Genomic DNA, 22,795 nt, shown 5'->3' with positions numbered 1-22,795 from the left:
CGTATTCCTTGAATGCGGGGTGCGGCGGCTAGGGCATGATCCCAAAAAGTGGGTGCCGGTTTTTGGAAAAGATCATGCTACAACAAAGGGTTAGGTCATGATGAGATTTCAACCAAATCTCATCATGATCTAAGCGGCAGCCGATGCTTCGGGCAGGGCGGGAACGGCAATGCCTCTGACAACTGCGGAGCGTCGGCCTATGGCGGCATACCAACGCGCCAGGTCTGGCGCGTCATCGAGGCTGAGGCCGAGCCTGGTGACGGCCGCGTTGATCCATGGCCATGTCATCACATCGGCGATGCCGTAGCTTTTGCCGACGATGTGCTCATAGTTCTTGAGCCGGCTATTGAGCACTCGGAAGACGCGTCCGGTTTCGCGCTCAAAACGCTCGATCACATAAGGGATTTTTTCCGGCGCGAAGATTTTGTAATTCCACAATTGGCCAAGCGTCGGGCCGACATGGGCCGCCTGGAACAAGGTCCAGGTCAGCGTATCGTCCGCCTCCTGCGCGCCCACCGGCTGAAGCTTGCCCGACCGTCGCGCCAGGTAGTGTAGGATGGCGCCGGATTCGAAGACCGTGCGGCCGGCGTCCCGGTCGACGATCACCGGGATCTTGTTGTTGGGATTGAGCGCCAGGAAATCAGGCTTGGTCTGGTCGCCCCTTTCGATGTCGACCAAGCGGACCGAGTAGGGCAGGCCGACCTCTTCCAGCATGATCGAGGCCTTGTGCCCGTTGGGTGTCTGGCAGGTGTAGAGTTCTATCGGCGTCATGGCTCTTCTCCGCGACTGTTTCTTTTGTCGTCGGACTCCATATGGCGTGCGTGCATGCGCAGATCGACATGCCGATTCGCCCGCTTGCTCTGCGTTTTTGCACAGCGAAGCGTCATTTTGACTCGCAGAGCGCAGCGCTTTCTTTTATCTTTCTGCAAGAATGCACAGCTCACGCGATATCGACTGGGAAGATCTGCGCATGGTGCTGGCCGTCGCCGATGGCGCTTCGCTGGCGGCGGCGGCTCGGATCCTGGGCGTGAACCACACGACTGTGCTGCGGCGCGTCAACGCCTTCGAGGCGCGGCTGGGTATCCGCCTTTTCGATCGGCTGCCGACTGGCTATGCCCTCACCGCGGGCGGCGAGGAACTGCTGGGCGCGGCACGCACAATGGCCGAGACGGTCAATGAACTGGCGCGCAAACTGTCGGGGCAGGATCTCAGGTTCGAAGGCAGGTTGCGGGTCACCACCACCGATACGCTGATGGCGTCGGCGCTGCCGCCGATCCTGGCGGCGTTTCATAAGCTCCATCCCGGCATACGGGTCGAGGCGATGACGCAGAATTCCATCGCCAACCTGACGCAAAGGGATGCAGACGTGGCGATCAGGCCGGTGTCGCAACCGCAGGAAATCCTGGTCGGCCGGCGCATTTCGGGCGTCGCCTTCGCCGCCTACGCGACACGTTCCTATGCCGAAACGCTACCCCCGGAGCCGAGATTGGGTGCGCTGCGCTGGATCGCGCCCGACGACAGCCTAGCCAACACCGGCGTCGCCCGCTGGATGCGGTCGTCGCTGCCCGATGTCGAGATCGCCATGCGCGCCGATTCCCTGGTGACGATGTCGTATGCGGCGGGCGCCGGTATCGGGGTTGCGGCGCTGCCCTGTTATCTCGGCGACAGCCTGCCCGGGCTTGTAAGGGTCGGAGGGCTGATCGAGGAGATTGGCTCGGCGCTGTGGGTGCTGGTGCACGACGATTTGCGCCGCACGGCGCGCGTCCACGCCTTCACCAAATTCGTCTCCGGCGAATTGCAGCAGCGGCGCGACCTTCTTGAGGGCAGGCTCGGCGGCGGTAGGCTCGAGACGCACGCCAGCTGACGCGCGGGCTCAACTCCGCAACAAGCTCCCAAGCTCTGCGACGGTCATCACGCGCCCGAACACCTTGCCTATGATGTCGAGGGTTGCATTGTGCGATGGCTCGTCCAGTCCGCCATTGGCGTCGCTGATGAAAGCCACCTTGTAGTCGCGCATGAAGGCGCTCCGCGCGGTGGATTCGCAGCAGATGCTGGTCACGGTGCCGATGATGATCACCGTGTCGACCCGGCCTGCGCCACGGATGTTACGCAACACCGTCTCGAGCTGCGTGTTGTGGAAGGCATCGTAGCGGTGCTTCTTGATGACGACATCCCCAGGCAAGGGCGCAAGCGCGGCGACGATTTCGGCGCCGGCGCTGCTTTCCCGCATTCCTTTGGTTTTCAGCTTCGGCTGATAGCCGGTTTCCAGCGGCGAGATATCGAAATGGTCGCTGAGCACATGCTGGGTGTAGATAACCGGACGCCTTGCGCGCGGCAAAGCTCGACCACCTGCCGCATCGCCGGAATGCGATGGCGGGCCATGGCCACTTCCATGACGGCGCCCTCATCGACGAAGTCGCTTTGCATGTCGATGACCAGGAGGCTGCGCGTTGCTTGTCGAACGCCCATGGTTCGTCGCCGGGCTGGGGCATTGCGTGTTTCCTGTTTCCGACGTTGATCAGGTGAGCAGCAGGCTCTTCATCGAGACATCGCAATTCCTGCCGATGACGATGTGATCGTGGATGGATGGAGAGATCAAGGTCGTGGCAATCTCGCAGCGAGTTCCGGGATTTGTTTGGGCGACTTGACGCGTCCTCGCTTGGCCTACGGGTCGATGACCGCGATCGCATCGATCTCTATCAGGTAGCCGGGAGACATCACCGCTATCCCGACCACTACGTTTGCCGGCTTGTGATCGCCGAACAGCTCGATCTGGGCCGCTTCGATGATCGGCACGTGTTCGTCGCGTTTGTAATCGACGATGTAGATCGTGATCTTGCAGACTTGCTCGGGCCGAGCGCCGGCGGCAGCAAGCGCTCGGCCGAGATTCCCGAACGCCAGGCGCGCCTGGACTGCGAAATCACCATGGCCAACGAGCTTGCCGTGTATGTCTTCTGGCTGCTGGCCCGAGACGAACACCAGCTTGCTTCCTATCGCAACGACGACCTGGGAGTACATTTCCGGAATCGGCAGATCATTTGGATTTATGCATTCGAGCGTCATTGAATAGATCTCCTGCAATGGCTGTGGCTGCTTCGTATTCGCGGGTCTACCACATTGTCGCCGAAGCGGGCGCTTCCGTCGCAATATCACTTCTACACCGCAAGCGTGGGCATTTGAGCCAAAGCGGAATGTTGCTGATTGGCTCGCGAGCGGTGGCGTTTGGGATGACGGCACCGGCGCCCATCAGGCTCAGATCAGCAGCAGGCCCTTCATCGAGGCGTTGCCTTTCTTGCCGATGATGATGTGGTCGTGGACGGCGATGCCGAGCGGCTTGGCGCTGTCGATGATCTGCTTGGTCATTTCGATGTCCGCACGCGATGGTGTCGGATCACCTGATGGGTGATTATGCATCACCCGTCGCAACCCAGCATCTTCTTGATTTTGCATCATAAAATTTGGACAGCGGCGTGACTGAGGGCGGGTTCTGGGGTGCGTATGCGACCTCTTTCGACCATGTTCACGATTGCTCATGTTCCTTCCCTTTGAGTCGATTTGTCGCACGGCACCTAACGGTTTGCTGACTTGCCCATTCGTTGAGGTCGGCCACGGGATAGACGATGGACTTTCCAATCTTCACGAAAGCTGGCCCGACGCGCATTGCTCGCCAATTGGCCAATGTCCCTGTCGAGATAGCACCGCGAAAACGTTCAGTCACTTCCTCCGGCGTTAGATACAGTGGTTCCGTCATCTTGTACCTCAAACCAAGTCTCTGTTTGGATGATCGGGTCCGCGAATGGTGAAGACCGAGACGACCTCCTGCACTCGGGGTCGACAAAACGATCTTCATTGAGAACATCTGTCGATACCGGTGCGTCACGCACCTCTACGGCGACTTAGCGCAACACTGAAAGCGGGTTCTGACTACGGTAGGACCGTCTCGGGCTGCCGGCTAGAAAAAGGCCGGAGGGGGACAACGCCTCGATCGCATCCGATAGCGGACACCGGTGCCGACGCGGATCGCGCCGCAGTCCGCGGCGGACATCCCGCCATGAAGGACGCCTTTCCCTTCGGCGGATCTGCGCTTGGCGATCGGGGCCGCCAACGGGCGCTGCTCGCCCGTGTCCGAGGGCCGCGCGCCCCAACTCGACGGTCGATTGCTGGACATCGTGATGTCGCAAAGTGGTGAAGGTGTTTAACTCCGGCCTTGAGTATTCCGATGTCAGCTTTGTCGCCAATCTCGGACGCTTTAATGCTGCTGCAGCCTTCCTGGAACCTGCCGTTTATTACAGTTCGATTCGGTTGACGCTGACGACAGTCAGCCTGTCGAAGGCACTGAGTGCTATAGTTATAGCAAGAAGGCGCCTCCGTCCCTAGCCGGGCATCAAGAGCACCTCAGTGGCCAGATAGTGGCGATTTTGCCCTGTCGGTAGGTACGGTGTCAGCCTTGAAATGGTCTCGCGCCCCGACGATCGATGTCCAATGTCGCCAGCGCAATGGTCGCTCCATTTGCAGAGCTTGACGTAACGCAAACCGAGGCCGACTGCGGAAGCAGCCCGCACTCACCCAATCTCACGAAATACAACAACATCTAACTCGGATTTTCGCTCAACCCAGCGCTTCTTGCGGACCGGCGACAGGTGCCGCACGAATGCCTGCCGCGCGGACAGGTGCGCCATCGATCCGAAGAAGAGCCGTCCTGCGTCGTGCAGCGCGGCCAGCCGGGTGAGGAAGAGCCGTCGGAACAGCTTGCCGAGTAGGCGTACCGGAAGCAGGAAGGCCGACCGAGAAGATATCCAGCGGCTTCCGTCCGGAGCGATGCCGCCGCCGCGGCAAAGCATACTGCCTACAGCCGCTTCATTGCCGCGGTCGATGGGGCCACCGAACTAGAAGACGCCTATCTGCAAAACACGGCCGAACTATTCATTCCCTTGTCCATTGGCGGAGGGCAGTCGCGAACGCTGCGCGCTACGGGGATCTCGATGAAGTCGAGGCCGATTTGGGCGATGACGTCAAAAGCCGTTATGCCGAGCAGCAACAGAAGCTGATGGCACTCGCCAAGGTGGCGCCCGATCTAGGTAAGCAGTCGGCCGTCGCGCTCCGCAAGGCCGAGCGAGCCGATCTGCGAACCTTAAAGAGGTTGATCAAGGAAGAGCGCGCACGGCGTAGCGCTGTCGGGCTAGAACAGGCGATCAACGAACGCAACGAGGCGTCCGATGCAGAACGCTCCGCACTTAACGCCGTCTGCGCCTATCGTTGCACCACAATGGAAGCGCATCGCGTCAGGGCCGAGTTTTTGATGGAATTCGCCACAGGCAAATATGGCGATGACGCGCTGCTTTGGTCGTTCCTGCCGGTCGAAGCCTTAGAAGCTGCGGTTGGGTCTGTGGAAAGCGGCAGAACATGAATGAACGGGAAGGTGGCTGATCCCGCCTAGAATTACTGGCCCGCTGCCTTAGAGTGGCGGGCTTTTTTTTGTGTTTTGGCCGGAGCCCGGTGCCATCAAACTCACCCTGCTTGAAGTTAAATGCCAAACCTCTTCGTTCGTGCAATAAATGAGTCCTAGTTTTTTACAGTTAAATTCTAATTGCATCTAAGTTCGGTTGATATTGAAAGGCATGTTCGGCGAGTTTTCCTAAAGCTAGGCAACCGCTTTCTGTTCTATGCGTAGATGCTGTCAACAGCCAAACTATTTCGGCTGCAGAGTTCGACAACCAAGGAGAGTTTCATGGTAAAGGTTCTAGCGCACTTCGCCCGTGTTTTGGCCGGCGGTGCAGTGTTAATAGCCCTTGCGTTGCCTGCCGGCGCCGGCGGCGGCATTGGCGTTGGTGCCGGAGCATCTGTCGGCGGCGCCGGCGGTGTTAACGCTGGCGCTGGCGCGTCTATAGGCGGTAGCGGCGGCGTTCGGGCGGGTGCGGGTGCTTCGGTCGGCGGCTCCGGCGGCGTGAACGCTGGGCTCGGCGCATCGATTGGCGGCACCGGCGGTGTCAAAGCCGGCGCTGGCGCCACAGTAGGGGGCAGCAATGGGATTGCGGCTGGTGCCGGGGCAAATATCGGCGGTGCCGGCGGCGTGACAGCCGGTCTCGGCGCGACCGTCGGGGGCACGACTGGTGTCGGCGTTGGCGCGGGTGTCGGGATTGGCGGTGTGCCTGGAACGCCAGGGACCCCGGGCACTCCGGCGACTCCCGGCACTCCAAGCCTGCCGGGTGTTGTTGCCGACATGTCCAAGAGTCAGATTGCACGCATGAAGAAGCGCTGTGTCGATGTGCTGAGCGGTTCTGGCTCTTATGACAAGGACCTCCGGGAGCTCTGCCTGCTGATCTCGCGGCGTTAAGAGAAACCGTCGCAGCTTTGCGATGTGGTCGGGCGTAGAAGTCCGCCGGCGTGAGCCAGCGGGCTTTTCATTTGTCCGGGGAACCACGCGCAACCTGCCAAGTTGGTTCGGTGCAGCGATCTGGTGCGGTACCCGGTTCCGCTGCCGGCCGGTCGGCAAAACGGTCGGGCCCGCGCCATCAATCAGCGCTCTGCATTCCGAGCCTCCGTGAACCAAATATTCCCAACGCCTAATGGTCGACTTTATAAACCCTGCATGGCAACACCGGTACGACGTAAGGCGGGAACCGGGTGGGACGTTGACGGTGTTCGACGTGTTCACCGGGCTGCCGGCTATCGTAGCGGCCACCCATCTGTCGACCTTCCCGATATGGAGTATGCCGAAGAGCTGGCAGCCATCCTGAATGCCGACGACCTGAAGCGAAGGCTATCTCACGGTAGGTTCCCTGGAGGGTTCGCCTGACTGAGGTGGCATGACAAGTTAGCCATTCGCCCGCCTTCGTGCCCCATCAGGGCGCCGAGTGTCGGCCTCTGTTTGATACTGGGGACGGGGTTTTTCATCACGCGCAATTGCATCTGGTCAATGGTTGCGAGGCGGCAAGGCTTCCGCCTCGTTCGTCAGGGCCATCTTGTGCCCCGTTACAAATGTTTGCTAAAGCCCGGTTTGCGCCTGGTTTGCCGTCGATTATGTCGTTGACAACCTAAGCTCAAATAGGAGCTAAACCGATCCATCCGCAAGCGGAGCCGGACGTTGCTAATTAAGCAGCGTTGACAAGGCCGTGATGATCTCAGGCAGGGCGAACGGCTTCGAGATCATGATGCTTTCCGGAACACCCTCAACGCCCCAGTGAACCGCGCTATCCCCGCCGATATAAACCCCAGGGGAAGTGGGGTTGGTGCCTCTAAGATACTTGGCTAGCTCCCATCCGGTTTTCCCCGATCCTAGTCGCACGTCTGTAACCAGGCTGCTGAAGCTTTCCGGCTTCTCGTTAAACGCCTCAATGGCCGCTTCGGCGGTGGGAACGGCTACAACCCGAAAGCCAGCCTCTTCCAAGGTCGTTTCAAGGTCGAGCAAAATAAGTGGCTCGTCTTCTGCGACCAGAACCAAACTGTTTTCCATCCCGGAATGCACGCCTAAATCCAGCGTCGTACGCACAACGCGCGCGTTAGTTCCAGCAGATGGTTGTGGTACGCCGCTGCAATCCTCGCTCAATGCGGGCGTGCGCTACCCTGCCGTAGGGAATGGCCGGTGCAGTTGGGCAGCTTGTGGGGGCTTAACCGCACCGGCCACTGCGGGAAGATATGAGGCCCCCCACGCCGCCTAAGATATAGGCGTATCAGCAACCGAGCAAATTATCTCGCAATGCCATCTTGAAGGCTCAAACGCGAAGCCAACTTAGTTCCGAGAGAATGGGCGGAATTGGTAACCCGATGTCCAACCCCGGTAGCATTGAGCATCTTTGGGCTTTGGACCTTGCCGACCTGCGCAAGGAGTTTGAAAAGTTCGTTCAAGAGCGCGGGACAACGCCTCTTGCGTGGACGAGCACACCAAGCTTTTCCTTGAAGAACGAAGGGAACGCTGCCAGGAACCGGACACTACCAGGCAGTAGGGGATTCACTCAGACCGTCAACGACGGAAGCCAAGCTCGAGGAAGCCGACGAATAGCCATTGCCGTATGAATCCGTACGGTCGTTTTTGATTGGAGAAAGGGTTCGGCGGGCCTATAAAGATGGCGTTTACCATTGCCTTATTGGGAGGATGCGATGGTTGCAACGCCCAAAGATATCGCTCAAGCGGCCACTGCGACTGCGGCCAGCTTGCTGATGTGGCAGAAGTCCATGGCGGAACCCGCCACATTTCGCCGTGACATGGATCAGTCGCGCCGGGCCATCCGAGCCTCTCGCGAACTGCTGAAGCGCCTTCGTCAACGTCATCGCAACGACATGGCGCAAAGTTGGGAAGAGGCCAATCCGGCTACCGTTGCCGTCTCCGCGCTCCAAGCCGACGTTCTCCGCTCAGCATTCCGATGCCTAGTGAGGAAACCGGAGCGCCTCAGTGTCAACGGCGGGACTGGCTACGAGCTTGGTGCGCGATTTCACCGGGTGCGAGCGGATCGAGGCTGCGTTGGTGGATTGCATCGTCGGCAAGTAGCCGCAGCCCCCCAGCGGCCCAGCAGCCTTAGGGGTTTGGGAAAAGCAGCAGCAGGATCAGCAGAGCCTGCGCTACGAGACAAAACGATAGATAAATCGACATGATGATCATGGCCGGATCACCAAGGTGACGAGGTGCAACCATGTTCTCGGTTTCGGGCATCTCAACGATCGGCCAGAAGCATCTAGGCTCGAACGTGTTATCATTATCTGGAGCCACCTGGCGCCGGCGCGGTTCTGCGATATCGGTGGCAAGCAGAGGGGAGTCCACTAGTTTTGCCTCCGCCCATCTTGCAACCTCGGTAATTTCATTTTTCACGGCGGAATCCTCTGCGACGGCCGCCCTAACTTTGAACGCCACATTAGGTTCCGCTAAAATATTTGGCGGCTCGCTCGTCGTATTGAAAACTTCGCCTTCGCGCTTTTGGGTCATGCGAACGCACGAAGCTTGTTTAGGAAAATTGAAATCTATTTCGCGCACATCCAGAAAGGAGGCCGCGATGGGCGATCCTCACGGTCATGTTTTGGCCGAGCAGTCATTTGAAAGAAGCGCTTATACCGATTACCGATCGAGCCATCAGACCACAGGCTACGGGACCGACTACCTCAAAACTTTCCGCTCCGGCTATTATGCCGCGTTGTGGTTGCGCGTCGAACGCCCCCTCATCGAAAGCATTCTGAAGCCTCTTGGCGGGCCGGGCCTTAGCTGCCTCGACTTCGCATGCGGCACAGGCCGCGTCACAAATGTAGCAGCCACACAGTTTGGCGAGGTCGTCGGCGTCGATGTCTCTCAATCCATGCTCGCTTGCGCGCATGTTGCTGGCAACGTTAAGCTGGTTAAAGCCGATCTGACTGTTGAACCCCTGGCCAGACGATTCGACGTGGTGACGGCTTTCCGATTCTTCTTAAACGCAGAAGACTCTCTTAGGCAGGCCGCACTTTCGGCCATTCGTGAGCATTTGAAGGACGGCGGGTTGCTGGTCTCGAACATCCACATGACCGCAACCTCGCCGATGGGGCTGGTCTGCCGCTTTCTCAACCGATGTAGTGGGCGCGTCGTGCGAAGTACGTTGAGCATCCACGCATATCGCCAGTTGCTGGTTGCCAACGGCTTTGCAGTCGAGCGGGTCATCGGCTACGGCTTCTTGCCACGGCCCGGGTGGCTGCTACCAAAGCTTTGCGAAAAGTTGGTCGGACCTGTTGAGACGCTAAGCAGGAGAGCCGGTGTCCCGGCGCGCTTTGCTCAAAATTTCTTGGTGGTCGCCAGAAAGCAATAGTCGCTGATCCCGGTTGCCTCCACCAGGATCGCGGCCCCGCGGATGCGGTGCCAAACGATCTCGCCGGCTAGATGGCCGCGCACTTGCGCGGCGAGGATGACCTGCGGCATGCATCGCTGCAGGATTTCCGCGAGGGCGAGGATCAATAGGCATTTGCTTCTTTTTGGCGGAACCGAGGGTTTGATTCCGCGTTGCTGCAGACTTAAGTTCTATCTTGGGTAGGACCTTAGTCTGATTCGATGGTTTCAAGAAAACTTGCCGCCAGTGCCAAAACCGTCTCCGCCTTTCTCAACTTGATGGGAAATGAGAAGCGGCTTTTGATCATGAACCACCTGGCCGGGGGCGAACTTTCGGTCGGTGTCCTCGCCGAGAAAGTTCAACTCAGCCAGTCGGCTTTGTCGCAGCATCTTGCCAAGCTCCGCGCCTTCGGCCTTGTCGACACCCGACGCGAGGGTCAAGTAATCTACTACTACTGCTCATCCGGCGCAGCGCGCGATTTGCTAGCTACGCTGGACGGCTTCCTGACGACCGGTCGACCGCTCGCGGGGCCAGGTCCGCACTACGCTGCCCAAAGACTTCGCAGGGTGCGAATGGCCTGAGAAGGCAAATCTACGACCTAAACGGGGCGACCCGAACCAAGTGGATCGCTAAGGTTCGATGGACCTCACGGGACACGGGCGGCCCGCGTCAGCCTGTAAAGCGGAGCGCGGGCCTCAACCGTCGACATCGGTTGGCAGCGGGACACGCTGCAACCACTCAACTCACGCGCCCGAGGCCTGTTCCCCGGACAGACAAAAAGCCCGCCGCCTATGCTTTTGCGCGCAAATAGTTCGCCCAGTTCACTGGCGCTAGTCGACCATGTCGCGCAGCGGCTTCTTGCGCTTCGGCGGCACGTAGGCCTGCACCAGCCTGACCTTGTCGATGTCGACCGTGACCGGCGGTCCTAGGATAATTGTCAACTTGCCGCCTTCCTCGTCGACATAGGTGACGTTGCCGACGAGTTCGATCTGCTGCCCGCGCTTCACCTTCGTCGTGCGATCGACGATCGAATGCGGGAAGTTGTAGCTGGGTATGCTGACGCTGACGTGGTCCTCGTCGACCCGCCTGCGCACCGTGGCCGTTTTCGCCACCTCGTCGCCAATGCCTATTCCCCGAGCCATAAGAGGGATTCTGGAGCTGGCGGCCTGTTAGTCAAGAGATTGCTAATATGCAACCGGAGGCGCAAAGTGTCAGATAGATGAAGCTCTTCTTGATCGCGCTCGCCGTCGCTCATAACTGGTATACCGGCTACCATGATCCGGTCACCGGTTATGAATGCTGCGACAAGAAGGATTGTAGGGTCATCAGCTCGCGCTATGTCGAGCCTTTGCCGGGCGGCGATTTCAACATCCGCACTGGGTCCAAGAGCCGATATTTCATCTCTAAGAAGCGCGTTTTAGAGAGCGAAGACAGCCAGTATCACATCTGCACGTCGCCCCCGAATACGACTATCCGCTGCTTCTTTGCGCCCCGCGTGGAGGCGAGCCGATAGCGGCCGATTTCGGTTTCGGGAACCGCAACGAACCAAGGCTCAAGTGTTGCACGAATGAGACAGTAAATTTGTCGAACTCTGGTACATATTAGATCCGGTTAATGTGGGGACGATGATGCGCAGCCTTTCAATTGCAATTGCATGTATTTTGACGATGCTGGCCGGAGCGGCATTTGCCGCAGACCCGATGGCCATCGTTCCATCTGAAAGCAGCGCCATCAACTGGTCAGGAGCCTATATTGGCGCCGTAGCCGGATATGGTTGGAACAGCGATCACTACGATTTCGGCCCCCCGGTGTCGATGTTGATTCGGATGGCTTCATTGGCGGCCTGACCGCAGGGTACAATTGGCAGCGGGGCCAGATCGTGTTCGGCGTTGAGGGCGACGTGTCGTACGCCAATATTCACGGCAGCGCCCTTGAGGTTCCGTTTGTGCCGCCATGCGGCAATGAAGGCTGTACAGCCGATGTCGACTGGTACGGGACGGGCCGCGTGCGCGTTGGCTATGCGTTCGAGAATTTCCTTCCATATCTCACGGGCGGCTTTGCTGTCGGTAAGGTCAAGGGCACGGCTGACCTGGGAGCCTGCGGCTTTACGCCAACATGCGGCTATGACGAGACCAGGTGGGGCTGGGCGGCCGGCGCAGGACTTGAATGGGCGCTGAACCAGCAGCTGTCGTTCAAGGCTGAGTATATGCACGTCGACCTGGGCACTCCCGAGTTCAACACGCCTTCTTCTGTCCCATCGACCGACAATATCGATTTCGACACGGTCCGCGTAGGCATCAACTATCATTTCTGAGGCTCTACGCCTTTCTGTCGTCGGTTTATTTTGAAGGAGAAAACCTTGGTGAAGAAAATCTATTTGAAGCCAACGTTGGCGAAGCGCGGTAAACTGTCGGCTGTGATCGCTGGCGGTCCATCCTCCCCGGGCCCCGTGGCAACATAAGTTCTGTTAACGCCACATTCCGAGCTCCTTGGTGCGTCCAGCTTGGCGGATTGACTGCCTTGGCTCTATATCGGCCGGATGGGAAAAGGCTGGACGTTCCAATCGCTGGTCGACAAAAAGATGACGGTCACGGCGTACTGCCACACCCAGCGTGCCATCATAAGCAGGGAGCTTGAACTGGTGAAGCTCCGCGACCGTTTCAGCCAAGAGGCGCCGGCCATGACCGATGACCTCATTCCCAAGCTGAAATGCGCCAAGTGCGGCAGCAACAAAGTCGGGCTGATCTACTCGCCGGACACGAGCCCGAGCGCCTATGGCAAGGGCAGCTAACGAGTCAGCGCCATTCCAAGGCACCAAGGCTGATGGTGAGGGCCAAGGAACAGCTTGCTGGCAAGATCGAGGGCGAAGGCGCGAACAGGGCGCCAACGTCCTGGCGGGGCTGCTTGAGGGCGTTGGCGATGTGTCATCGAAGATGCGTCAGCCGGGGACATCCCCGCTCCGAGGCTGTTCGGTCACACCCGGCTCGTTCTTCAGCGGTCCGCGCCGGTGACCAAGATGTCCCCTCACTCATCATGGTCGGCCCGCGCAGCTTCGGAACCAGGCGCGGGCCATCCCATCACAAAGCCCGTTGGCCTGACGCGCTCGGATATGATGCGTTCCTGGCGGGAGTGAGCACAATCACTCCGAACGGAGGCGAGTTCCTCCCGGAGATGATGCATGTACGCCCGCTCTTCCGCCAGACATGAGCGGAGCGACCGTGCCATTTCGATACAAACCGATGATTCCAAAGCGTAATTGCTGTTCATCGTCACTCCAAACTCGCTCTGAGTCTGATTGTTCCATGGCAGCTGAGGCTTGCGGTGACTGTCTCTGTGGGCTGCCGGCGCCGCTAGGGCGGCGGGCACCTTCTGAATTGACAAGAGGCGGGCTGATTGACACCTTTTGGACGTAATGCGCTTTGCCTAAATTCACACTAGAGAGGACTGCTGTGAAAAAAGAATACACGAAGCCAGTACTGACCAAACGGGGGCGTCTCAGCGCGGTGACGGCGGGAGGGTCGCCTAGTGTTGTTGTCTTGCCGCCTGAGCCGCTCTAATCCAACGAGCGCCCTGCACCAGAAGCCTGCTGGCTCCCCGTCAGCGGGCCGCCGTGCCTGACCGCCGCCCTCTTCCCCATCGTCTAGCCTGGTTCGTGTGGATGTCCGGAGCGGATCGGCCTACAGGATTTTGGTCACGATATTATCCAACCGGGAGTTCTTGCGGTAGGCCAAGCGCACCAAAACGGCACCCATGACGCCGGTGATGGCACCGCCAATGACGTCGGTAAGGTAGTGGGTGCCAATGTAAACTCTCGACCAGCAAACCAGAAATGCCAGAACGGCAAATGCTGCAGTCCGGCGTGGCAGAGCTTGCATCGCGAAGGCCGCAACGATCGCTATGGTCGCGGTTGCGTGGTCGGACGGGAACGACCAGTCCGCGCTAGGCGCAATCAACAGGTGCGTCACGCCGGCGTCGTAGGGGCGGATGCGATGTACGAACAAAAGAATGAACTGGTTGACCGCCAGACCGAGCAAGAACGCCAGACCGGCCGACAGGGCGGCGTGACGGACGTGGTAGCGGTCCACTTTGGCCCACCATTGCAGAACCACAGCCAGCACCATCAGCGGAACGCCCATCTGTGAGACGCCGATCATTGCCCTATCAAGAACCGGGTGAAGCCCGGCTGCCGCGTTGATCCAGTGGGTGAGAGTTGCATCCATTCTTGCTTGCTTCCGTTGTTGTCGATCGCGAGGGTGGAATTTGTGAAAGCAGTCGACGAACGCCGCATCCATCAGATTTTTGAAGTCAGCGTCTGGCTCAAGGGTGCGCACGCCCTGATTGAATGCCTTGGCGGGGTCCTGCTTTATCTCGTTACCAGAGACACCATTGCCTCTTGGGTCAATGCCTTCACCCAAGAGGAATTGACCGAAGATCCGAAGGATTTCATAGCTGGCTATCTGTCGCAGATGGCAAGCCATTTTTCCGTCGCCAGTAAGGAGTTCTACGCCTTCTACCTGCTCTCCCACGGCCTGATAAAGCTGCTCCTGGTCGTCGGGCTTCTGCGGGGCAAGTTGTGGTCGTATCCGGCCTCCCTCGCCGCGCTGGGCGCATTCATGGCCTACCAAGTCTACCGCTATTCCTACACCCACTCTGCGGGCCTGCTCGTCTTGACCGTCTTCGATGCGGTCGTCATGGTTCTGATCTGGCATGAATGGACGGTAATGCGGCAGCACAAGCCCGCATAGCGATCATTACCCGCCTCGGCTCCGTTCAATCCGCTGGACCGCAGACCAGCACAGAATGGCCCAGGCGGAACCGACGCACCAACCTGCAAGAATGTCGGTGGGGTAGTGGACGCCGAGATAGACCCGGCTCAATCCGACTATGACCGTCAGAAACACCGCGAGCGAGACGAAATACGCTTTGACGCGGGGATCGGGGTTCGCCTTGGCCAGCAACGCTCCAAGGGTCAGGAAAGTGACAGCGGAAAGCATGGCGTGTCCGCTTGGAAAGCTTGCTGTAAAGACCCTTGTGGCGTGTATAAGGTCGGGCCTTGGGCGATCGAAGGCGATCTTCAGGAGGGTGCTAATGGCCTCTCCCCCAGCTACTGCGGCGGCAACAAGCACAGCGTAGCTCCGCTTTCCCGTAATCAGTAGATAGCCCACTGCGGCGACCGACACGAAGCCCAGGAAAGCGAAGCTGCCAAGAGATGTAACGTCGCGCCCCATTTCCTCCAGCCAAGGTGGGCCGATCGGGTTTGTGGGGTCATCGGCGCTGCGGAACGCCATAAGCACCGCCCGATCGAAACCCGTTGTGTCGCCCTCAATGACTTCCTCCGCAAGGGCGCCAAAGCCGAAGACAAGGCCCCCGGCCACAAGCAGCGCGAGGATGGGCCACATACCATCCCTGCGAAAGCCTTGGAGAACGCCGCCGGAGCTGGAAGGTACCTCGGTTTCCATTGTGGCCTCGTCACTTGTAATCGGCGCCGCAGTAGGCGCGGACCTCGCCGGCTTCGATGATGATTTGTGTTCGGTAGCCGTCTAGCTTGATCTCATGGGTCCAGCCATCGCCGAGCGGCGGACTATCGACAAGCTTTGGTTTCATCGGCGGGATGACGCTAAACGCATGAACTGACTCACGGGACCGCGATTCAATCAGCATTAGCTAAAATGGTTCCGAAACTGCTATCGCACGGGCGGCTGAAGGGAAACTTATCCGGTGGATCTTTTTCGCTTCAGGAGAACTATCAGCAGCACCGTGCGCATTGCCTCATGCTGGCGGCTGTCAATTTCCACCGTCCAGTCGTCAGGGGGATTGTGCCACGGGAAGTCTGAATCGCGCAAAGCCTCGCGAAACGTCTCCGGGTCAATCCCGACAGCGTTCGCCATTTGTGCGGCGGTAATTATTTCGGCCATGCCACTCCCGATGCTTTGCGACAAGGCAGATAGGGCGATTGTTAGCAGGCTTCAAATAGGGCCCGCTGACCACTGGCTGGCACATGGTATGATTCCGGGACCGTCTTTTCTTGTTGAAAGCCCGTTTTCGGCGGGCGTATAGAACTCGACGTTACCATTGCTTTTCGTAGGGAGGCTGTGATGGATAACGTGGTTCCTTTCCGCAAGGCCTTGCGTTGCGTCGAAGTGACGGAAACCTGCGGCGAATGGTCCGTTCGGGTGGCCGAGGAAGACCAGGAAATTACCCTGCTCATTCGAGCTTGAATCGTTCGCGCTGTCCTTTGCGGAGGGCCAGCGTATACGCCTGCATCTCGACAAGTTCGTTCGCCTGTAAGAGAGGCTAAGCCCGATGAAAGAACGGTGGGAACCTGACCACCAGTTTGTCGGAAGCGCTCGCCGTAATCAGCGCCGAGCGGAGAACGAACTGGACACGCTACAATCGACCATGGCCGAAACGCGCCGCGTCATAGAGGCGTCGCGGAAGCTCTTGAAAAAGGTTGCCGAGCACGAACACCCTCCCCATCCGTAGGGAATGGCCGGTGCAGTTGGGCTTGCTTGTGGGGGCTTAACCGCACCGGCCACTGCGGGAAGATATGAGGCCCCCCGCGCTGCTTAAGATACAGGCATATTAGCAACCGAGCAAATTATCTCGCAATGCCATCTTGAAGGCTCAACCCGGCAAGCCAACTTAGTTCCGGGAGAATGAGTGGGACGAGCACACTAAGCTTTTCCTTGAAGAACGAAGGAACGCTGCCAGGAACCGGACCCTACCAGGCAGTAGGGGAACCACTCAGACCGTCAACGACGAGATGGAAGCCGAGGTCGACCAACCGGCCGTCGAGAAATAGCCATTTTGCGTATGAATCCGTACGGTCGATTTTGATTGGAGAAAGGGTTTCGGCGGGCCTATAAAGATGGCGTTTACCATTGCCTTTTGGGAGGATGCGATGGTTGCAACGCCCAAAGATATCCCTCAAGCGGCCACTGCGACTACGGCCACCTTGCTGAAGTGGCAGAAGTCCATGGAGGAACATGGATGAATCGCGCAGGGCGATCCAAGCCTCACGCGAAGTGCTGAAGCGCCTTCGTCAACGTGATCGCGGCGACATGGCGCAAAGTTGGGAAGATGCCGGCCCGTCTACTGTGCCGGTATCGCAACGCGCCGGCAGCTAGCGGGAGGCGACCAGAGCCGATGTGAAGGAGAAAGTTTCAGTGGCCTGGTCCCGGGGTCGGCAGCGAAGTTAAGCTTTGCCCACAAGCGGCTTTTTTCGCCCGCGCGGAAGCGCCACATGGCTTTCGACCAGGCGCACGTGCTCGGCGTCGACAGTCACCAATGGCCGGAGGCTGACGATTACCTTGTCGCCGTCGATGCGTGTGACAGGTCCGATCAATATCTCGACAAGTTCGTGCGGCTTTAACTTAACCGGTCGCGCCTTCTGGCCGGTGATACGAGCCTTTGAGCTACGGCTGAGTATGGTGAGGCCACGGCGACTAACCGGGATCGAGCGCCAGGAACAGCTTGCCTGCCCCCCTCAGCATTTGGACTTAGGTCTGATTCCCGCGCGTAAATGTCCGAGCCGCGAAACATTTCTCCTTCTACTTTGTTGCAGTGGCCGTGCCGCTGAGGAGAACTTGCACAGTGCCTCTATCAAATGAACTGCGCGACGTACCTATAGAATTCCAATGCCCCTGCTGTTCGTGCCCAATGGTGAGAAGGGGTTCCTGGCTGAAAACGATTGCCGGTTTCAACTGCGATAGCTGCAGGTCCAGAGTGCGGATCGGCTACGAAGAGAAGCTGGCCATATTCGACCGGCACCTTAGAAAGGTGCGCGCCAGCACAAAGTCAATGAACAACCGCCCTTGTTAGCGGCCGCTTAGAGAACGGTTGCAGAGGAGGGTACACGGGCTTTTCCCCTTATTCTTTTTTCTCCCGGCGACGCCACTGTCTATTATCGGCGGCGAGGCCGCTACCACCTTCTGAGCGGGCTAGCGATGGAGTGCCTTCAACGGTGAAGACAATTCCGGCGTCTTCAAACGCTTTGCGGATGGCCGCGATGTTGTGGGGACGCGATTTCCTGAATCCGTTCTCAAGATCGCTGATCGCCATTTCGCTAAGGCTGGCCTTCGCGGCAAGTCGCACACGCGACCAGTTCAATAGGGCTCGTGCGGCTCTGGATTGATCTGCTGAGAGTACGGTGGTTCGGCTGTCCATAACAGTCGAACATTCAATATCGCTAAAATGTTCCTCTTGACCTTCTGCGATTTCTAACGGCGTGAGGCCGGCTTCTCGGATAACGCGGGTGGGTTTTCCAATAACTTTGCGGAACGCTGATCGTCACGCCGCAATATCTTCTTTTTCGGCTTGGTCTTCTCAACCAGATCTGGCCTTTTCGCTATCAGGTAGTCAGCCCTGTTCGTTCGATAGTCTTCTTTGTGGATGGACATTGCTACAATCTCCATTGTGGAGATCAACGCGCCTGGAAGCCGACACGTTCCCAAAAATCGCTTGTTCAAGGCCGAGCGGAACGGCACGCGGATGCGAAAAACGCGAAAAGGGCGCGGTTCGTGACGCGCCCTTTATTTGAACAGGCTCAACTGTGGTATCCTACGAGTCTTGTCGACCATACCAGTCGTCGACGTCTCGCCGCACGCGATCCTTCTCAATCCCGTAGCGTTCCTGGATCGTACCTTCGAGCTGATCGCGGTTGCCGGCTATGCGGTCAAGATCATCATCGGTGAGCTTGCCCCACTGCTCCTTGACCTTACCTTTGAACTGCTTCCAATTTCCTTCGACGCGGTTCCAGTCCATGATGGCGATCTCCTTTCGTTTTCCTCTCGAATAACGGTCGTAGTGGCCGTCAGGTTCCGCTGCAGGTAAGCGCACTTGCTGGTGATTTAGCAATGGAACCTGATGCCCGTCGACCGCTTGTGTGCGCCGGCCTTTGCCGTTTTGGGAACACAGCCGGCCTTTTGCCGTTGGGTCCTATGGAACAGCTTCACAAGGAAATGCACGTGCTCGCCGATCCGGGCATTTGGGCCGCGTTGGCGGCTGTGTTCATGCCTTATGGGGTCGGTGTCGCACTGCTGCTGCGGATAGCCGGTTGATGAATTTGCCAGCCGAAAGCGTTGCGCAAGGCAAAACAGCCGGTCGTCAGGGGTGTCTAGGACTTGATGCATGGGGAAGGCGGTTTCATCATCACGCGCAATTGCATTTGGTCGATCGTTGCGACGATGGCAGCAGCCATGCGAGCCCACCGTCGCGCGACAAAGCGAGACTCCCTGTGTCGGTCCCTATTTGACGCTAGGGGACATCGGCTTCATCATCGCGATGGTTTATGTCACGTTGTCGAACATGCCGAGCGCCGGACTCGGGCTGCAGCAAGTGCTGGTCGATAGCGGCGGCCTTGAACGCCGCAAATGCTACGGCCGGACTGCAGCTTCCATCCTTGGCCTCCCCGATCAATCGGCGCGCATCCCTATAGGCCGCCGCACCCCCTATTGGCCACTGCCCCTGGAGCGCTTCCTCGGCCTCACAAATAGAGGAAACCGTCATTGATTTCCGGTCTACCAGCTTAACGAACAGCGGTAAAAAGGTGCCCATGGGGCACAGCCTCCCGACCTTTTAGTGCGCCGAACGCAACAAGAGCTTTTTGGTTTCCATACCTATTTGATTTTTGCCCCATTTCAGCACAAGCCAATTGAACGACGGGTTGGGATGACCCAGTCATGGTGAACGGCTTTCTAAATTGCCAACTGGAATCCCTACAATCGAGCATCCAAGAGACACGCCGCGTACTAGAGGCTTCACGGAAGCTGTTGAAAAAGATTGCCGAGCACGAACACCCTACCCAGCCGTAGGAATGGCCGGTGCAGCCCCGCTACGTTTCGCCAAACATGGATTAAACTCGATTCAGCAGTCGAGCTTTTTGCGTCCTACGCGTCCAGTTGGAGCGGCTCGTGCTCCGGATCGGCATGATAAGTGACCTGGCGAAAATCGCGCATGTCGATCTGTTGCCCGCAAACAGGGCAAGGGAGGAAATGCGCGAGTTCGCTCGCGGGCGGGCCTTCATGTCGGTGCCCGATCAGTGGCCTGCCGAGATCAGATAGCCTGGTCATTGTTTCCGCAGCGCCTTGGCTTCCCGCTCCAACGTCTCGCGTTGGTTGCCGTGCTTCGCGATCAGCTCTTTGACCTGCTGGGGTGTGATGCCGGTCTTTGTTGCGAAATATTCAACTTCATAATCCTCGTCGGCTGAGACACGGTCCCGATCGCGAAAATCCCGCTTGCTCTTGTCATCGGCCATATTTTTCCTCCTTCGCTCATCCCGCAACGTCGAATTGACGTGTTTTGTTGCACCAAAAGCCGATTTCCGGTTTCGGAACCATTTTAGCTTAAGCTTATCGATCGACGCCGAAAACTTTATCCTCGAAGGTGAAGCGATCATGATCAACGATGCCGGCCTGTCGGACTTTCACGCGATGCAGGCGGTGATTGGGCTGCGTCGGCCTTCACCGGATATCTATCTGGTCGCGTTCGATCTTCTGTTCCTGAACGGCCATGATCTGCTCGGGGCTTTGACGGTGAGCCGGTGGCCGCCTTCGGCAAGACCAAGACTGTCAACGACGAAATGGAAGCCGAGGTCGACGAAGCCGCCGTCGAGCGCCCTACTGGAACCTAAGCGCTGGATCGAGCTTAGGCTTCATGAGCACACGCGGCGTCAACTTTCTCGATCGCTGGATCGGCAACAATCTCCCCGAAACGGCTAAGACCGACGCCGTTTCGGTAAGTGAGTACATGCACAAATTGTATGCCGACGCTAAAGCCTTGACGATCAAGCGCGAAGAGATCGACGAAGAGGTTGATAGCCTATATCGGACGCTGGTCGATGCCGTCGTGCACTTTGCCCCAGGTGTTCCCGAATGAGCAAGCCGGCCGTCCTATTCTTGAACCAATGGATAAAAAAACACGATCTATCCGACGCCGGTGCGCCGAAAGAGCGAGCGGAGATCGAGCAGCTCGCAAAGCGGCTAATCGCCGACGCGGAGGCTGAGGGGATTGCGGAAAGCGAGCTGACCGAGGCGTTCGACGACAAGGAGGTCGACCGCCTTTATCGTACCCTCCTCGATGTTAATTCTGGTTCTGGGCAACCAGAATGAGTGTTCGCGGCCTGAACCTTTTGGACAAGGGATAGCCGAGCAGCTGCCCATCGTGGGGGAGGGGCGATCCGATCGCCGCCGGTGGCAGATAAGGGCCTCATGCGAGTGCAGGCGGCGCTTTGAATTGCGCCAACTGTGGCAGAAAACAACTGCATCAATCGGCGCGCTCTGCTACCAAAAAGGCAGTTATTGGAGATCACATACGAAGAAGCTGCTTTTCGCTTTGTCATTGTCGTTGCTGACGTCGTCAGCCTTTGCTGCCGATGCCATCGTTGCAGAAGCCGCGCCGGTCTTTAGCTGGACAGGGGGGTATGTCGGCCTTCAGGCAGGCTACGCTTGGGGTGATGGTCGCGTTGACCAAATCGGTGGACCGGGCTTTGTAGACACAGACCCTGATGGGTTCCTTGGAGGCGTCTACGCCGGTTACAACTATCAGATGTCGAACAACATCGTGATTGGTGCGGAACTGGACGTCGTCTATGCGAATGTTGATGGCAGCGGCCAAGTATTCGCCGCTCCTGGTTTTCCAATTCCGGGCGCCAGCGTCACCGAAGAACTCAATTGGAGTGGGGCGGCAAGACTTCGCCTAGGATATGCAGCTGATCGCTTTCTTCCTTATATCGCGGGTGGCGTTGCGTTTGGCGACATCGACATAAACAATAATAACGGTCCAGGTTCGTTCGGAGATACGTTCACAGGATGGACGATAGGCGCGGGCTTGGATTATGCCATGACTGACAATCTGCTGCTGCGCGCCGAGTACCGCTATACTGATTTCGGTTCAAAATCGTTTGGTGCGCCGTCCAATTCGTCTGTTGATCTAAAGACCAACGAAGTTCACCTCGGCATCGCCTACAAATTCTAGTCCTCGCAATTCCCAATAGAAAAGCCTGCCGCTTGCCGCGACGGGCTTTTCTTTGTGCACCGTTAATTCGGGGGACCGTGGCATCTGCATGAAGATGGCCGGCGCCGCAATGGGAGCATTGCCTGATCAGCGCCGGCCGGGCGGTAAAATCAGGTCCGCCGCAACTCTATCGATAGCTGATTCTTGACGTTGCGTCAGGTGGGGTTCGGACTACGCCTTCTTCGCCCGATTCACCGGCGCCTTAACCTCAGCCTTCCGACCTAGACCAGACGCCTTCGCAAGGGCCGATCGCTTCGCGGCGTAGTTCGGCGCGACCATCGGGTAATCGCGAGACAAGCCCCACTTCTCACGGTATTCGTCGGGAGTCATGCCAAGTAGGCCAAGGTGGCGTTTCATAGACTGGAATTTCCGGCCGTCTTCCAGGCTGATGATGTAATCCGGGAATACAGACTTTTTTGGATTTGCTGCAGGCACAAGCTCTTTCGAAGCCGGTGCGATCTGGCTGCTCAAAGCTGACAATGAAGCGTGCACAGATGCAATCAGGTCGGGCAAGTTGGCAACCGGTAGTGGGTTCTTGGCTACGTACGCGGAAACGACGTCCGCTGTAAGTTCCGCCAGTTCGACAGCATGGTTGTCTTCGTCAGTCATGTGTTGGTCCCTTGTCTTTGAGACCTCTCTAATGAACCAACTCTACGTGCGCAAGCTCACATGTGCCTGCGGTGAAGTGGCCACATTCCACGCTTGGTCACCGTATGAAATAGCGATATTGATGCGCTTATAGGTATCGCTCGCCCTCGTCGCGGTGCTTCAGGCAGAACCAGTGCGATAGCTGCCTCGGTCGGGCGAAGCCGAAGCCTCCATCCTCACCGCAGCCCGGGTGCTCGCACGCATGATTGTCGACCCGCCGTCGATCGCGCGGAGCCGCTGTCATGCCTTCGGCAAGCCGGCTCGGTTCGTCGCTCATAGGGGGTTGATCGGCCCGACCAGGCCGGGATGGTCGTTGGGCAACTTGTTGACGGCGCTCGTGTTCACCTCACGCCCAA

32 protein-coding genes and 2 pseudogenes are annotated in these 22,795 nt (G+C 58.3%); 16 read left to right on the top strand and 18 right to left on the bottom strand.

Annotated elements, in window-relative coordinates; genetic code table 11:
• Positions 1–129: 129 nt before the first annotated feature.
• Positions 130–771: a glutathione S-transferase family protein gene (locus NKI46_RS09660; RefSeq protein ID WP_027050354.1), complete on the bottom strand. Its 642-nt coding sequence runs from the start codon at positions 769–771 to the stop codon at positions 130–132.
• Between the two features lie 160 nt (positions 772–931).
• On the opposite strand from NKI46_RS09660, the gene NKI46_RS09655 reads away from it, so the two are divergent.
• Positions 932–1,864 carry a LysR family transcriptional regulator gene (locus NKI46_RS09655; RefSeq protein ID WP_352745957.1) on the top strand — a complete coding sequence of 311 codons (933 nt, stop codon included), beginning with the start codon at positions 932–934 and terminating at the stop codon, positions 1,862–1,864.
• 9 nt (positions 1,865–1,873) lie between these two features.
• Here the strand turns inward: NKI46_RS09655 and NKI46_RS09650 are convergent, their stop codons facing one another.
• Positions 1,874–2,338, bottom strand: a complete 465-nt coding sequence (locus tag NKI46_RS09650; protein WP_352745954.1) for an isochorismatase family protein — start codon at positions 2,336–2,338, stop codon at positions 1,874–1,876.
• A gap of 112 nt (positions 2,339–2,450) precedes the next feature.
• On the opposite strand from NKI46_RS09650, the gene NKI46_RS09645 reads away from it, so the two are divergent.
• Positions 2,451–2,576, top strand: coding sequence for a hypothetical protein (locus tag NKI46_RS09645; protein ID WP_280940303.1), 126 nt, complete (start codon positions 2,451–2,453; stop codon positions 2,574–2,576).
• A gap of 88 nt (positions 2,577–2,664) precedes the next feature.
• Here NKI46_RS09645 and NKI46_RS09640 read toward each other — a convergent pair whose 3' ends face one another.
• The 3 genes and pseudogenes from NKI46_RS09640 to NKI46_RS09625 all read right to left on the bottom strand — a co-directional run.
• Entirely contained in the window at positions 2,665–3,063 is a 399-nt protein-coding gene (locus NKI46_RS09640) for a RidA family protein (protein WP_352745951.1), read from the bottom strand.
• A 189-nt stretch (positions 3,064–3,252) separates the two neighbouring features.
• Positions 3,253–3,417, bottom strand: a pseudogene (locus NKI46_RS09635) (JAB domain-containing protein); the annotation flags it as partial.
• 1,193 nt (positions 3,418–4,610) lie between these two features.
• Positions 4,611–4,841: pseudogene (locus tag NKI46_RS09625) on the bottom strand (transposase); the annotation flags it as partial.
• Positions 4,842–4,999: 158 nt separating this feature from the next.
• Between NKI46_RS09625 and NKI46_RS09620 the strand changes: the two are divergent.
• Both NKI46_RS09620 and NKI46_RS09615 read left to right on the top strand, forming a co-directional pair.
• On the top strand, positions 5,000–5,407 hold the full coding sequence (locus NKI46_RS09620; protein WP_352745947.1) for a hypothetical protein: 408 nt from the start codon (positions 5,000–5,002) through the stop codon (positions 5,405–5,407).
• Between the two features lie 321 nt (positions 5,408–5,728).
• Positions 5,729–6,334: a hypothetical protein gene (locus tag NKI46_RS09615; protein ID WP_352745945.1), complete on the top strand. Its 606-nt coding sequence runs from the start codon at positions 5,729–5,731 to the stop codon at positions 6,332–6,334.
• Between the two features lie 753 nt (positions 6,335–7,087).
• Here NKI46_RS09615 and NKI46_RS09610 read toward each other — a convergent pair.
• A complete protein-coding gene (locus NKI46_RS09610; RefSeq protein WP_352745943.1) occupies positions 7,088–7,453 on the bottom strand; it encodes a response regulator in 366 nt (121 codons plus the stop codon).
• A gap of 1,059 nt (positions 7,454–8,512) precedes the next feature.
• Positions 8,513–8,917: a hypothetical protein gene (locus tag NKI46_RS09605; protein ID WP_352745941.1), complete on the bottom strand. Its 405-nt coding sequence runs from the start codon at positions 8,915–8,917 to the stop codon at positions 8,513–8,515.
• A gap of 67 nt (positions 8,918–8,984) precedes the next feature.
• Between NKI46_RS09605 and NKI46_RS09600 the strand changes: the two genes are divergently transcribed.
• A complete protein-coding gene (locus tag NKI46_RS09600; RefSeq protein ID WP_352745938.1) occupies positions 8,985–9,761 on the top strand; it encodes a class I SAM-dependent DNA methyltransferase in 777 nt (258 codons plus the stop codon).
• Here NKI46_RS09600 and NKI46_RS09595 read toward each other — a convergent pair.
• Positions 9,728–9,871 (bottom strand): hypothetical protein, encoded by a 144-nt coding sequence (locus NKI46_RS09595; protein ID WP_352745935.1) that lies wholly within the window; start codon positions 9,869–9,871, stop codon positions 9,728–9,730. The two genes, NKI46_RS09600 and NKI46_RS09595, sit on opposite strands and share 34 nt — an antisense overlap.
• A gap of 129 nt (positions 9,872–10,000) precedes the next feature.
• On the opposite strand from NKI46_RS09595, the gene NKI46_RS09590 reads away from it, so the two are divergent.
• Positions 10,001–10,360: an ArsR/SmtB family transcription factor gene (locus NKI46_RS09590; RefSeq protein WP_352745933.1), complete on the top strand. Its 360-nt coding sequence runs from the start codon at positions 10,001–10,003 to the stop codon at positions 10,358–10,360.
• Positions 10,361–10,609: 249 nt separating this feature from the next.
• Here the strand turns inward: NKI46_RS09590 and NKI46_RS09585 are convergent, their stop codons facing one another.
• Positions 10,610–10,921, bottom strand: coding sequence for a hypothetical protein (locus tag NKI46_RS09585; RefSeq protein WP_352745930.1), 312 nt, complete (start codon positions 10,919–10,921; stop codon positions 10,610–10,612).
• Between the two features lie 89 nt (positions 10,922–11,010).
• On the opposite strand from NKI46_RS09585, the gene NKI46_RS09580 reads away from it, so the two are divergent.
• The 4 genes from NKI46_RS09580 (at position 11,011) to NKI46_RS09565 (ending at position 12,570) form a co-directional block, all read left to right on the top strand.
• A complete protein-coding gene (locus tag NKI46_RS09580; RefSeq protein WP_352745928.1) occupies positions 11,011–11,292 on the top strand; it encodes a hypothetical protein in 282 nt (93 codons plus the stop codon).
• Positions 11,293–11,404: 112 nt separating this feature from the next.
• Positions 11,405–11,626: a hypothetical protein gene (locus NKI46_RS09575; protein ID WP_352745926.1), complete on the top strand. Its 222-nt coding sequence runs from the start codon at positions 11,405–11,407 to the stop codon at positions 11,624–11,626.
• Positions 11,554–12,093 (top strand): outer membrane protein, encoded by a 540-nt coding sequence (locus tag NKI46_RS09570; RefSeq protein ID WP_352745923.1) that lies wholly within the window; start codon positions 11,554–11,556, stop codon positions 12,091–12,093. Before NKI46_RS09575 ends, NKI46_RS09570 begins: the two co-directional genes overlap by 73 nt.
• 267 nt (positions 12,094–12,360) lie before the next feature.
• A complete protein-coding gene (locus NKI46_RS09565) occupies positions 12,361–12,570 on the top strand; it encodes a hypothetical protein (RefSeq protein WP_352745921.1) in 210 nt (69 codons plus the stop codon).
• Positions 12,571–13,456: 886 nt separating this feature from the next.
• Here the strand turns inward: NKI46_RS09565 and NKI46_RS09560 are convergent.
• Positions 13,457–13,999: a phosphatase PAP2 family protein gene (locus NKI46_RS09560; RefSeq protein ID WP_352745918.1), complete on the bottom strand. Its 543-nt coding sequence runs from the start codon at positions 13,997–13,999 to the stop codon at positions 13,457–13,459.
• A 42-nt stretch (positions 14,000–14,041) separates the two neighbouring features.
• Between NKI46_RS09560 and NKI46_RS09555 the strand changes: the two genes are divergently transcribed.
• Positions 14,042–14,524 (top strand): DUF2127 domain-containing protein, encoded by a 483-nt coding sequence (locus NKI46_RS09555; protein WP_352745916.1) that lies wholly within the window; start codon positions 14,042–14,044, stop codon positions 14,522–14,524.
• 6 nt (positions 14,525–14,530) lie between these two features.
• On the opposite strand, the gene NKI46_RS09550 is transcribed toward NKI46_RS09555, so the two are convergent.
• Genes NKI46_RS09550 through NKI46_RS09540 form a run of 3 tightly spaced genes read right to left on the bottom strand, consistent with a single transcriptional unit; the run spans position 14,531 to position 15,694 of the window.
• Complete coding sequence (locus tag NKI46_RS09550; protein ID WP_352745914.1) at positions 14,531–15,238, bottom strand: phosphatase PAP2 family protein; 708 nt, start codon at positions 15,236–15,238, stop codon at positions 14,531–14,533.
• A 10-nt stretch (positions 15,239–15,248) separates the two neighbouring features.
• Complete coding sequence (locus tag NKI46_RS09545) at positions 15,249–15,440, bottom strand: DNA ligase-like domain-containing protein (protein WP_352745912.1); 192 nt, start codon at positions 15,438–15,440, stop codon at positions 15,249–15,251.
• Between the two features lie 50 nt (positions 15,441–15,490).
• Positions 15,491–15,694, bottom strand: coding sequence for a hypothetical protein (locus NKI46_RS09540; protein WP_352745909.1), 204 nt, complete (start codon positions 15,692–15,694; stop codon positions 15,491–15,493).
• A gap of 180 nt (positions 15,695–15,874) precedes the next feature.
• Here NKI46_RS09540 and NKI46_RS09535 point away from each other — a divergent pair, with 180 nt between their 5' ends.
• Both NKI46_RS09535 and NKI46_RS09530 read left to right on the top strand, forming a co-directional pair.
• Positions 15,875–15,997 (top strand): hypothetical protein, encoded by a 123-nt coding sequence (locus tag NKI46_RS09535; RefSeq protein ID WP_352745906.1) that lies wholly within the window; start codon positions 15,875–15,877, stop codon positions 15,995–15,997.
• Positions 15,998–17,022: 1,025 nt separating this feature from the next.
• Positions 17,023–17,151, top strand: a complete 129-nt coding sequence (locus NKI46_RS09530; RefSeq protein ID WP_352745903.1) for a hypothetical protein — start codon at positions 17,023–17,025, stop codon at positions 17,149–17,151.
• Positions 17,152–17,648: 497 nt separating this feature from the next.
• On the opposite strand, the gene NKI46_RS09525 is transcribed toward NKI46_RS09530, so the two are convergent.
• The 4 genes from NKI46_RS09525 to NKI46_RS09510 form a co-directional block, all read right to left on the bottom strand.
• Positions 17,649–17,945: a helix-turn-helix domain-containing protein gene (locus NKI46_RS09525; RefSeq protein ID WP_352745901.1), complete on the bottom strand. Its 297-nt coding sequence runs from the start codon at positions 17,943–17,945 to the stop codon at positions 17,649–17,651.
• 393 nt (positions 17,946–18,338) lie between these two features.
• Positions 18,339–18,542, bottom strand: coding sequence for a CsbD family protein (locus NKI46_RS09520; protein ID WP_023673385.1), 204 nt, complete (start codon positions 18,540–18,542; stop codon positions 18,339–18,341).
• Positions 18,543–19,034: 492 nt separating this feature from the next.
• On the bottom strand, positions 19,035–19,286 hold the full coding sequence (locus tag NKI46_RS09515; RefSeq protein ID WP_352746269.1) for a DUF982 domain-containing protein: 252 nt from the start codon (positions 19,284–19,286) through the stop codon (positions 19,035–19,037).
• Between the two features lie 559 nt (positions 19,287–19,845).
• Positions 19,846–20,034, bottom strand: a complete 189-nt coding sequence (locus NKI46_RS09510; RefSeq protein WP_023823908.1) for a DUF3606 domain-containing protein — start codon at positions 20,032–20,034, stop codon at positions 19,846–19,848.
• Positions 20,035–20,432: 398 nt separating this feature from the next.
• Between NKI46_RS09510 and NKI46_RS09505 the strand changes: the two genes are divergently transcribed.
• The 3 genes from NKI46_RS09505 (at position 20,433) to NKI46_RS09495 (ending at position 21,752) form a co-directional block, all read left to right on the top strand.
• Positions 20,433–20,654, top strand: a complete 222-nt coding sequence (locus tag NKI46_RS09505) for a DUF768 domain-containing protein (RefSeq protein WP_352519240.1) — start codon at positions 20,433–20,435, stop codon at positions 20,652–20,654.
• Positions 20,651–20,887, top strand: coding sequence for a DUF768 domain-containing protein (locus tag NKI46_RS09500; protein WP_352745898.1), 237 nt, complete (start codon positions 20,651–20,653; stop codon positions 20,885–20,887). Before NKI46_RS09505 ends, NKI46_RS09500 begins: the two co-directional genes overlap by 4 nt.
• Before the next feature lie 157 nt (positions 20,888–21,044).
• The gene (locus NKI46_RS09495; RefSeq protein ID WP_352746266.1) at positions 21,045–21,752 is read left to right on the top strand and encodes an outer membrane protein; all 708 of its coding nucleotides are present in this window, start codon (positions 21,045–21,047) and stop codon (positions 21,750–21,752) included.
• A gap of 210 nt (positions 21,753–21,962) precedes the next feature.
• Here the strand turns inward: NKI46_RS09495 and NKI46_RS09490 are convergent, their stop codons facing one another.
• Positions 21,963–22,400 carry a Ros/MucR family transcriptional regulator gene (locus NKI46_RS09490; RefSeq protein WP_352745895.1) on the bottom strand — a complete coding sequence of 146 codons (438 nt, stop codon included), beginning with the start codon at positions 22,398–22,400 and terminating at the stop codon, positions 21,963–21,965.
• Positions 22,401–22,795 lie beyond the last annotated feature (395 nt).

The sequence above is a fragment of the Mesorhizobium sp. M0615 genome, from assembly GCF_040320805.1.
GTDB lineage: Bacteria > Pseudomonadota > Alphaproteobacteria > Rhizobiales > Rhizobiaceae > Mesorhizobium.
Note: the sequence above shows the minus strand (reverse complement) of the source record. Positions and strands in the feature narration are given on the sequence as shown.